General features: G+C 60.2%; 3 protein-coding genes and 1 pseudogene. All 4 read right to left on the bottom strand.

The features are described 5' to 3' along the window. Positions 1-689: pseudogene (locus tag HMPREF2924_RS36245) on the bottom strand (attachment protein); the annotation flags it as partial. A gap of 151 nt (positions 690-840) precedes the next feature. Further along, positions 841-1,089: a major capsid protein gene (locus tag HMPREF2924_RS26715; protein ID WP_003125072.1), complete on the bottom strand. Its 249-nt coding sequence runs from the start codon at positions 1,087-1,089 to the stop codon at positions 841-843. Between the two features lie 12 nt (positions 1,090-1,101). Then, positions 1,102-1,353, bottom strand: coding sequence for a hypothetical protein (locus HMPREF2924_RS26710; RefSeq protein ID WP_003115979.1), 252 nt, complete (start codon positions 1,351-1,353; stop codon positions 1,102-1,104). A 121-nt stretch (positions 1,354-1,474) separates the two neighbouring features. Continuing rightward, positions 1,475-1,807 (bottom strand): DNA-binding protein (locus HMPREF2924_RS26700; RefSeq protein ID WP_070700771.1); only part of this gene is annotated, 333 nt, incomplete at its 5' end.

Genomic DNA, 1,807 nt, shown 5'->3' with positions numbered 1-1,807 from the left:
GGATCGGTGTTCGGAGTGTCGGGCGGGTTCAGCGAATCGCCGGTCTGGGAGAAGGTGTAAGAGTCGGCACCGCAGCTTTGGCCGGTGCCCTTGAGAATGTAGTTGCAGAAGCCCGTCGTGGTGGAGCCTTTGACCAGATAGCAACTGGCCGGGCTGGGATTGCCGCCATACTCACAGCTTTGATAGCAGGCGGTCGGGGCGCCGCCGTCACCGACATAGTTACGGCCTCCCGAGGTAACTACGGGCGAGTCCGGGCCCTTGGCCGGGAACAGTTCGCCTTCCTTACACTCCTTGGGCGGCGGCTCACAAATACCAGTGGAGGCATTGTAGGTATCATCAGCATTGGCACACTGATCCCCCTTTCTAAAAAGCTTCCAGCTAGCGCAGTCATCACAAGTATTAACAACACTAGGGTCTCTACGAGAAACATACACAACAGAACAATATGAATTATCCAACCCATTCATCTTGGGCGTGGCGCTTGTATAGTTCCAATCCGGAGACCTATCCGCAACAACCCGTGCTTTCTCGCATGCTTCGGCAGGAGTGCTAGAGCCACTGGAGGAGTACATAACAACCTCCCATATATAAGGGCCCGCAATAGCACTCCGAGCAAAGAATAACGAAGGCAACAAGCACGCCGTAAGAAGCGTTACCCTCAGGACAGATATCAATGTCTTAATGCTCATTTATCTTTTCTCCGGGTAATAAAAAGCCCCGCCGGAAACTCCGGAGGGGCTTCCGCCTCGGTCTGTTCGGTTAGAAGAATTCGCCGGTCCGGTACCCGGTGATGAAGGCGCCGGCGAAGAACGCCCCCAACCACACCGACCAGAGCACCCGTTACGCCTTGCGCAACATGCTGTAGATCAGGCCGGCGACGGCCAGGATCACCAAGGCGCCGACGATGTAGCCGCCAATGGCCTTCATATCGCCCTGGCCATCGGTGATCGCCGATTCCACCGCGCTGGTGTCGATCACCCCGGCGAAGGCCGGCAGCGAAGTCGCGGCAGTGACGGAACCGGCGATGCACAGGTTGCGGAACGAGGCGACCGGGCTGAACTTGGCGATGCGTTGCTTCATTGCTTTCATGGTGTTTCCTCTCTATTTGGCTTTACGAAGAAGTGACGCGACCCAGCCAATCAAAAGCCCCGTCACGAACGATCCCAGGACGCCAGCGGCACCGATGCCGAAGGCTTCCGGGGAGAAACCACCGTTGACCAGGATGTCCACGTATCCAGCGGCCTCTGGCGGAATCAGGTAGGCCTGTTGCCATGCGAGTTCGCGACACGCCATGAAGCCCTCGGGGGTCGAGGTCCACGCGGTACACACCTGCACAGCGACAACGCCTGACATAGCGATCAGTCCTCAAACAGCCAGGGAGGCCGCTAGGCCGTCGATCCAGCCCCAGGCGTAGCCTGTGGCCAGACCTACCGCGAACAGCGAGAGATAGCGGAGCATCGCGGCCTCCTACGGCTTACGCCTTGGCGTCCGGGGACTTGTCTTGTTTGTCCTGGCCCTGCGGCTGCTGGGCCGGGCGCGGGGCTTGGACCTGTGCTTGCGGGCGGGCCGGGGCTTGGGCGGTCGGCGCCACCGGCTTGCCGCCCACGGCCAGCAGATCCACGAGGACCTGGGTATTGGTGATCCGGCCGAAACGGTCTTGGGTCGGACGGACCACGCTGGCGAACTTGCAGAGCACCGGCTGGCCTTCGAAGACGATGGCGTCCAGCAGGGTCGGCTCGATGTTGTATTCGCTGATCTCGAAGCCCTTGGCGTTGCCACGGGCACCTTCCGGGATCGGGGCGATGGA

The organism is Pseudomonas sp. HMSC063H08, assembly GCF_001813645.1.
In the GTDB taxonomy this organism is placed as follows: domain Bacteria; phylum Pseudomonadota; class Gammaproteobacteria; order Pseudomonadales; family Pseudomonadaceae; genus Pseudomonas; species Pseudomonas aeruginosa.
The sequence above is the reverse complement of the archived record's forward strand: the minus strand, read 5'-3'. Positions and strand labels throughout refer to the sequence as shown.